Below are 7,328 nucleotides of genomic sequence, written 5' to 3'. Positions count from 1 at the left end.
CTCATCAAATAAATTGAATTCGGATGAATTCCTAAAAAATACAGAGTTGAACTTATATAGATTACAAAATATTATAACTTTAAAAAGAATTTACAGAATTCACACTTTTACTATTCTTATTCAAATTCTTACTGTTTCAAAGTTAAAATATTATTTTTTTTAATTTTTAAAAATAACCAGTAAAAAGCATAAAAAATCGATAAAATACGTAATTTTAATAATTTTATAAGAATAAATATATAAAAATAAAAAAATATTTTTTTTTATAAAAAATAGTTCTAAATCAAAAAAACATTGGGTTGAATGATACGAAATCAAGTCAAAACTTTAATAATATTGAATCTTAAAAACTCTTGATTACTTCCTTATTATTAATTTAAAAATAAGTTTACATTTGATATTTTAACAATCACTATTATTAAATTCAAAAAGTTTTTTTGGTTAGACAGACAAAATCAACAAAGTAAAAAATGAAAATTGGAGTAACATTTACTGAAAGCAATCACATCAATTATCTCCATTGGATAAAAGGAAAAGAAGATAATATTGAAATCATAGAACTCTCTTATGTTAAAAACAATTTAGGAGATGTTTCAATTTGTGATGCTATCGTATTTACAGGTGGAATTGATATGGAACCAACTGAAAAGGTAATTTATCCAAATGCCCCAGAAAAATTCAATGTTGCCCGTGATCTATTTGAAATGAATGTGTTAGAAAAATCCTTGTTAGAGAAAAAACCTGTCTTAGGAATTTGCAGAGGACTACAACTAATTAATGTATTTAAAGGAGGAACTTTATATTTAGATAATGGAGAAAATAAAAATAAAATTCATAAAAAAGAAACGGAAGACAAAACACACATAATTCAAGTAGAGAAAGACTCTTTATTCTACTCTATTGTGAAAGAGCTATCAGGCGAAGTAAATAGTGCTCATCATCAATCCATTGAAAATTTGGGAGCTGACATAAAAGCAGTTGCCTATTCTTATGATGGAGTAATTGAGGCTATAGAATCATCAAATCCTGAGAAAGAATTCATCTTGGCAGTGCAATGGCATCCTGAGCGCATGACTAATTTAGAAAGTCCGTTCAGCAAAAATTTAAGAAAAGTTCTGATAGAAAAAATAGGTAATTAGCTATTTTCTGTTTTACAAAAAAAATATAACAATTCCATTTAAACCAAGACAACGAAGATTAAGATTAATATAATTTAAGAACTATTAAATTGTCATTACAAATCGTTAAAATATACTAATGAGACTATATTTAAATTTAAAAGAATTTAATTTCTATTAAACTTTTTAAAGACATTTTAAACAACCTCCTAAAAATGATTTTTGGAGGTTGTTTTTTTTATAACCATACCCCTAAATCATTGACATCTTCTTCTAAAAAAAATTAAATAATTTAGAATAAAAAAAGTTGATTTATAAATAATTAAAAATAAAAATAAAAAAAATAAAGTAGGGTAATTTAAATCCTAGATGTTTTAGCTATACAAAATCAAACTGCTAATTCGACATTTGATTTTAGACAGCAATTTAAAACAGTAAAAAAGCCTTAATAACAATTAATAAACAAGTAAAAACCAAATTTAAATAATTATGAAACTTAAACTCACAACAATCTTTTCAGCCATTGTACTTTTTATGCTAATGCAATCTTGTACTGTTCCGAACCCTTATGAACCAGTAAATAATGGTACTACAACCGGCACTACAAATACTACAACTGGTGGTACTACAAATGGTGGTACTACAAATGGAAACGCAGAAAGCGATGATGATGATGATGATGATGATAATAACGGAACAGGAACTACAACTCCGACTACTCCAACAACGCCAACAACGCCAACAACACCTACAACACCTACAACACCAACGACGCCTACTACTCCTACTACTCCTACAACAAATGCAATAGCACTTAGTGGAAGCTCAAATGGTCTAAATAAAAGTCATAATATGGGGCAAAATTGTATGAATTGCCACAACCCAGGCGGATCAGGTTCAGGAAAAGGAGTTTGGAAAATAGGAGGAACTGCTTATAATAGTTCTGCTGGAACGACTACTGCTCCTAATATTGTTGTAAAATTTTATACAGGTCCAAACGGAACAGGAACATTAAAATATACACTTAATGTTGATGCCAAAGGAAATTTTTACACCCCAAATACTGTTGATTTTACCGGTGGTTTATATCCTGCAGTAGTTGGAGCTACTACAACAAAATATATGGGATCACCAATATCTACAGGAGCTTGTAATAGTTGCCACACTGGCGGAACTGGTACTGCTAGAATATGGGCCAATTAACAACCTGAAAGTCTCTAAAAATTAATTTCTTAAATTAGCCTATTGTTTGTTGCAAATAAAAACAAATGATAGGCTAAATTTATAAAATGAGGATAACTCCATCCTACTCATCTCACTACCAAAAAAAGGAAAAGTTAAAATCAATTAATTAAAAAACAACTAAAAAATTATTATATGAAACTTAAACGAATTGTTCCATTTGCAATTATAATAGCCTTTTTAATGCAGTCTTGCTCACCCGAAAGCGAGTACGGAGCGGCAAGTAGTAGCACTGGAAGTAATAACAGCCATAATATGGGGCAAAATTGTATGAATTGTCACAAACCTGGAGGAGGAGAAGCACCAGTTTGGAAGGTTGCTGGAACTGTATATAATGAAGCCATTACAAATACTAATCCTAACGCAACAGTAAATCTTTATACAGGACCAAATGGTACTGGAACGCTAAAATATACAATAAGCGTTGATGCAAAAGGAAATTTCTATACTTCGTCAACTATAGATTTTACTGGTGGTTTATATCCTTCAGTTACGGGAGCTACTTCAACAAATTCAATGTCAACTGCAATTACAACAGGAGCCTGTAATAGTTGCCACGACGGCTCATCAAGAAGCAGAATATGGATTAATTAGCCTATAAATCTTCCATTTAATAATATAAATTGATTGAATTTACCGTCTCATTCATTGAAAAACAGCAATGAATGAGACGGTTTTTTATCTCTCTTTTCTTTATAGAAAAATATTAAAATTTAAACTCCAATTGGGTGTCAGGATTATTCAAACGACCACTTATGCGTTTTCCTAAAAGTTCTACGTGCACAATATTCATTTGATCTTCAAAGAAATCACAAAGAATTTTGTTGTCTATTTTAATTTTTTCAAAAGGTTTAGCAGATTCTATTTCTAAATATACGTTTACAACCTCACGATCTATTTCGAAACCTATATATTTTGGTGCTTGCTTTTTACCATTTATCGTAATTTGCAAATGATTTTGAATGTATTTTTTTATAATAACATCCATTTCATTATGTAAGACAGAAGCGCTTAAATCAATTTTAGTTTGATTTTGTTTGCGAAGTGCATTTTCAAAATCATCTGTAAATAATTTACACACAATCTCAACACTTTTTTGTTTGCTATTGTATGAAATTTCAGTAGTACTAACATGTAGTGGATGTAAATCGGAAGTGTTAAAAGGATTTAAACCAAAGAATAAAATGATAAATAACGTTGCTTTTGAAGAAAATAGATGCATTATAAGTATTATTTTTGTTTAATGATTAAAAATACAATAATTTAGCCCACAAAAGTAACAAACCCAAATCAAATTAACAGAACTTAAATGTCTTTAGATGATTTTTTATTTTATTTTCAATTAGGCTGGTCGCATTTAGTGAGTTTTGATGCGCTCGATCATCAATTATTTATTTTGAGTTTAATAGCCTTATACACAATTTCCGATATTAAAAAAATTGTTATACTCGTAACTGCCTTTACCATTGGACATTCTATAACTTTATTTTTAAGCGTAATAGATGTTTTTCGTTTGCAAAGCAATTGGGTTGAATTTTTAATTCCGTGTACAATCATTATAACAGCGCTAAGTAATATTTCAAAAATAAAATCAAAAAACAATGCAACTACTATTAATTACTATTTCGCAATGGGTTTTGGATTAATACACGGTATGGGTTTTGCCAATACTATTCGAATGATTTTGGCTAAAGATCAAATTATCGGATGGGGCTTATTGAGTTTTAATATAGGTTTAGAAATTGGTCAATTATTTTTTGTGGCCTTTATTTTACTACTTACCACTTTAGCTCTTGAATACTTTAAAGTAAAAAAATCCAATTGGGTATTATTTATTTCCGCTGCCGTATTTAGTTTGTCACTACAAATGGCTTTAAAACGAATTCCTTTAAATTAAAAAATAATAAATGAACAAATTTGCAAAAATACTATTACTGATGACTTTAATGAGTCAAGTAATAATAGCACAAAACATTTTAAACAATCCGGGAAGTAACCACGGAAATAAGTTTGAACAATTAGGAAGTATTTTAACAACCCCAAATGAGCAACGAACTGCTAGTGGTGCACCAGGGGTAAAATACTGGCAACAACGCGCCAATTATAATATTAGTTGTGAATTAGACGAAAAAAACTTAACCTTAAAAGGAAGTGAGACCATTACTTATTTTAATAATTCTCCCGATGCATTAACCTATGTTTGGTTACAACTCGATGAAAATGAACACAACAATTTAAATAATGCTAACTATCAAAGTGCCAGCAAGATGCCTAATGAAAGTAACAACACTTTAATAGACAAAACAATAGAAAACAATAAACCAGACGACAACGGTGCAGGAATCAACATCCTAAAGCTAACTGATGTTACAGGGAAAAAATTAAAATACACCATCAACAAAACAATGATGCGCATAGAAATTCCTGAATTAAAATCTGGACAGCAATTTGTTTTTAATGTTGATTGGAATTACAAAATCACAAATCGTATTGCAGATGGAGGTCGTGGAGGTTATGAGTTTTTTCCAAATGAAAAAAATTACATTTTTACTATGACACAATGGTATCCACGTTTATGTGTTTATAGTGATTTTCAAGGATGGCAAAATCATCAATTTACTGGAAGAGGTGAATTTGCTCTAACATTTGGTGATTTTAATGTAAAAATGACCGTTCCAGCTAATCATATCATTACCTCAACTGGTGAATGTACTAATTATAATTCTGTATTGTCACCTGCACAATTTGCTCGTTACCAAAATGCACAAACTGCAACTGCTCCCGTAGAAGTGGTTACATTGGCAGAAGCCAAACTATCTGAACAAAACAAAGCAGAAGCCAAAAAAACTTGGATTTATAAAGCCAACAATGTGCGTGATTTTGCTTGGGGTTCTTCTCCAAAATTTGTTTGGGATGCAATGGCACAAAGCATAAAAGGCAAAAAAGTAATGTGTATGAGTTTTTACGGAAAAGAAGCCTATGGTTTGTATAGCAAATTTTCGACTCGTGCTGTTGCACACACAATAAAAACTTATTCTGATTTTACAATTCCATATCCTTATCCAGTGGCGCAAAGTGTAGAAGCATCCAACGGTATGGAATATCCAATGATTTGTTTTAATTATGGTCGTACTGCACCAGATGGTACATATAGTGAAAACACTAAAAATGGAATGCTTGGCGTAGTGATACACGAAGTAGGTCACAACTTTTTTCCAATGATTATCAACAGTGACGAACGTCAATGGAGTTGGATGGATGAAGGTTTAAACACTTTTGTACAATATCTAACAGAAGAACTTTGGGACAATAAGTTTCCAAGCAAAAGAGGACCAGCTTACACAATTGTAGATTATATGAAATTACCAAAAAATCTATTAGAGCCAATTATGTCGAACTCTGAAAATATTGCAAACTTTGGGGCTAATGCCTATTCTAAACCTGCTGCAGGATTGAACATTTTGCGTGAAACTATTATGGGAAGAGAATTATTTGATTATGCTTTTAAAGAATATGCTAAACGCTGGGCTTTTAAACATCCTACGCCAGCTGACTTTTTTAGAACAATGGAAGATGCCAGTGGAGAAGATTTAGATTGGTTTTGGAGAGGTTGGTTTTATGGTACTGATCCTTGCGATATTGCTTTAGAAAGTGTAAAGTTTGCAAAAGCCGACTACACTTTAGTTTCGAACGAAGACAAAAAGGAAAAAAAGACACGTATTGAAAAACCTGCGGATATTTTTGATGATATTTCAAAAGTTAGAAATCGAAATTCTAGTGATATAAAATTCTATACAGATACTGATTTAGACGCAAGAGATTTCTATTGGAAATATGCCCGTGGTTTGGTAGAAATAGACACTACTTTGGTAGAAAAAAATATGCCAGAACCCGAAATTTTACCAATGGAAGAATTTACGGCAGAAGAAAAAGAAAAATACAGCAACAAATTTTTCTATGAACTTAACTTTGCAAATAAAGGAGGCTTGGTAATGCCAATTATAGTTGAATTTACATTTAAAGATGGAACTCAATTAACCGATAGAATTCCAGCTCAAATTTGGAGACATGATGAGTTAAAAACATCAAAATTTTATATTCTTGACAAAGAAGTTGCTTCTATAAAATTAGATCCAATGCTTGAAACCGCTGATATTGATGTGAGCAATAATGTTTGGGGAGCTGAAAATGTAGCCCCATCAAAATTGCAAATGTTTAAAGCACGTAATGCAAATGCTCCAGCAAGAGGACAATCAGTAGGACAAAATCCTATGCAGCTAGAAAAGAAATAGAAACACTTTTTTTTAATAAGCTAAAAAAGCTGTGCAATAGGTATGTTGCACAGCTTTTTATATTTTCCTTGTACTCCTTCGACACTTATTTCATTTGAAAAAGAGTAATGAATAATTCTATATTTATAATACCAATAATCCGAAATCCCTTAAAGTATTCACAGGTTTTGAATACCAAAACAATTCAAAATCCTCTAAATTTGTTTCAAAATCATTTTTCACTTCCTGAAAAGTGGAGATTCTAGCATTCGAAACCGAAATTTTATCAAGAATTCCCACCAGCCATTCTCCTTCATTTTTACTAGTTTGAATCGTGAAAGTTTCTTTTTTGTCGTAAAAAGTCAAAGCCATCATTTCCCAAGAACTACCTTTTTTAGATTTTGTAAAATGTTCTGCAAGTGGCTTTCCTCCTAGCCAAACAATTTTGGCAGTTGGTTTGATTTTGAAATCTTCCTCTTGTTCTAAAGCATTCGAAATAAAATCGGGATGGATTTTTGTCTTCGAAATTTTAAAATCGAACCATTCTTGCAATTCGTAGTCAAAGCAAATACCGTGCATAAAATTAAAGAGTGATTTCTTTAATCCAAAACTGAATTTATCATGGTCAATTCCTGTATTATCTACAAAATTAATATCGTTATTGGCGAAAGCTCCAAGGATTTCTGTTTCTTTTACT

6 protein-coding genes and 1 pseudogene are annotated in these 7,328 nt (G+C 30.9%); 5 read left to right on the top strand and 2 right to left on the bottom strand.

All coding sequences use genetic code 11. The features are described 5' to 3' along the window. Nucleotides 1-470 precede the first annotated feature (470 nt). The 3 genes from PHC28_RS13100 (at nucleotide 471) to PHC28_RS13090 (ending at nucleotide 2,954) form a co-directional block, all read left to right on the top strand. Complete coding sequence (locus PHC28_RS13100) at nucleotides 471-1,139, top strand: gamma-glutamyl-gamma-aminobutyrate hydrolase family protein (protein WP_300101312.1); 669 nt, start codon at nucleotides 471-473, stop codon at nucleotides 1,137-1,139. A gap of 468 nt (nucleotides 1,140-1,607) precedes the next feature. Next, nucleotides 1,608-2,321 (top strand): hypothetical protein, encoded by a 714-nt coding sequence (locus PHC28_RS13095; RefSeq protein WP_300101309.1) that lies wholly within the window; start codon nucleotides 1,608-1,610, stop codon nucleotides 2,319-2,321. A gap of 174 nt (nucleotides 2,322-2,495) precedes the next feature. Next, complete coding sequence (locus PHC28_RS13090) at nucleotides 2,496-2,954, top strand: hypothetical protein (RefSeq protein ID WP_300101306.1); 459 nt, start codon at nucleotides 2,496-2,498, stop codon at nucleotides 2,952-2,954. Nucleotides 2,955-3,066: 112 nt separating this feature from the next. On the opposite strand, the gene PHC28_RS13085 is transcribed toward PHC28_RS13090, so the two are convergent. Beyond that, on the bottom strand, nucleotides 3,067-3,582 hold the full coding sequence (locus PHC28_RS13085) for a DUF6702 family protein (protein ID WP_300101303.1): 516 nt from the start codon (nucleotides 3,580-3,582) through the stop codon (nucleotides 3,067-3,069). Between the two features lie 87 nt (nucleotides 3,583-3,669). On the opposite strand from PHC28_RS13085, the gene PHC28_RS13080 reads away from it, so the two are divergent. Together PHC28_RS13080 and PHC28_RS13075 are read left to right on the top strand one after the other, a co-directional pair. Then, nucleotides 3,670-4,257 (top strand): HupE/UreJ family protein, encoded by a 588-nt coding sequence (locus PHC28_RS13080; RefSeq protein WP_300101300.1) that lies wholly within the window; start codon nucleotides 3,670-3,672, stop codon nucleotides 4,255-4,257. 10 nt (nucleotides 4,258-4,267) lie between these two features. Then, nucleotides 4,268-6,652, top strand: a complete 2,385-nt coding sequence (locus PHC28_RS13075) for a M1 family metallopeptidase (protein WP_300101297.1) — start codon at nucleotides 4,268-4,270, stop codon at nucleotides 6,650-6,652. A gap of 123 nt (nucleotides 6,653-6,775) precedes the next feature. Here the strand turns inward: PHC28_RS13075 and PHC28_RS13070 are convergent. Further along, a pseudogene (locus PHC28_RS13070) lies at nucleotides 6,776-7,328 on the bottom strand (radical SAM protein); the annotation flags it as partial.

The sequence above is a fragment of the Flavobacterium sp. genome (genome assembly GCF_028712645.1).
Lineage (GTDB): Bacteria > Bacteroidota > Bacteroidia > Flavobacteriales > Flavobacteriaceae > Flavobacterium.
Note: the sequence above shows the minus strand (reverse complement) of the source record. Positions and strands in the feature narration are given on the sequence as shown.

What these genes read in the sequence shown, in the direction of transcription:
- PHC28_RS13100 (WP_300101312.1), top strand. Translation starts at nt 471, where the DNA reads ATGAAAATTGGAGTAACATTTACTGAAAGCAATCACATCAATTATCTC.
- PHC28_RS13095 (WP_300101309.1), top strand. Translation starts at nt 1,608, where the DNA reads ATGAAACTTAAACTCACAACAATCTTTTCAGCCATTGTACTTTTTATG.
- PHC28_RS13090 (WP_300101306.1), top strand. Translation starts at nt 2,496, where the DNA reads ATGAAACTTAAACGAATTGTTCCATTTGCAATTATAATAGCCTTTTTA.
- PHC28_RS13085 (WP_300101303.1), bottom strand. Translation starts at nt 3,582, where the DNA reads ATGCATCTATTTTCTTCAAAAGCAACGTTATTTATCATTTTATTCTTT.
- PHC28_RS13080 (WP_300101300.1), top strand. Translation starts at nt 3,670, where the DNA reads ATGTCTTTAGATGATTTTTTATTTTATTTTCAATTAGGCTGGTCGCAT.
- PHC28_RS13075 (WP_300101297.1), top strand. Translation starts at nt 4,268, where the DNA reads ATGAACAAATTTGCAAAAATACTATTACTGATGACTTTAATGAGTCAA.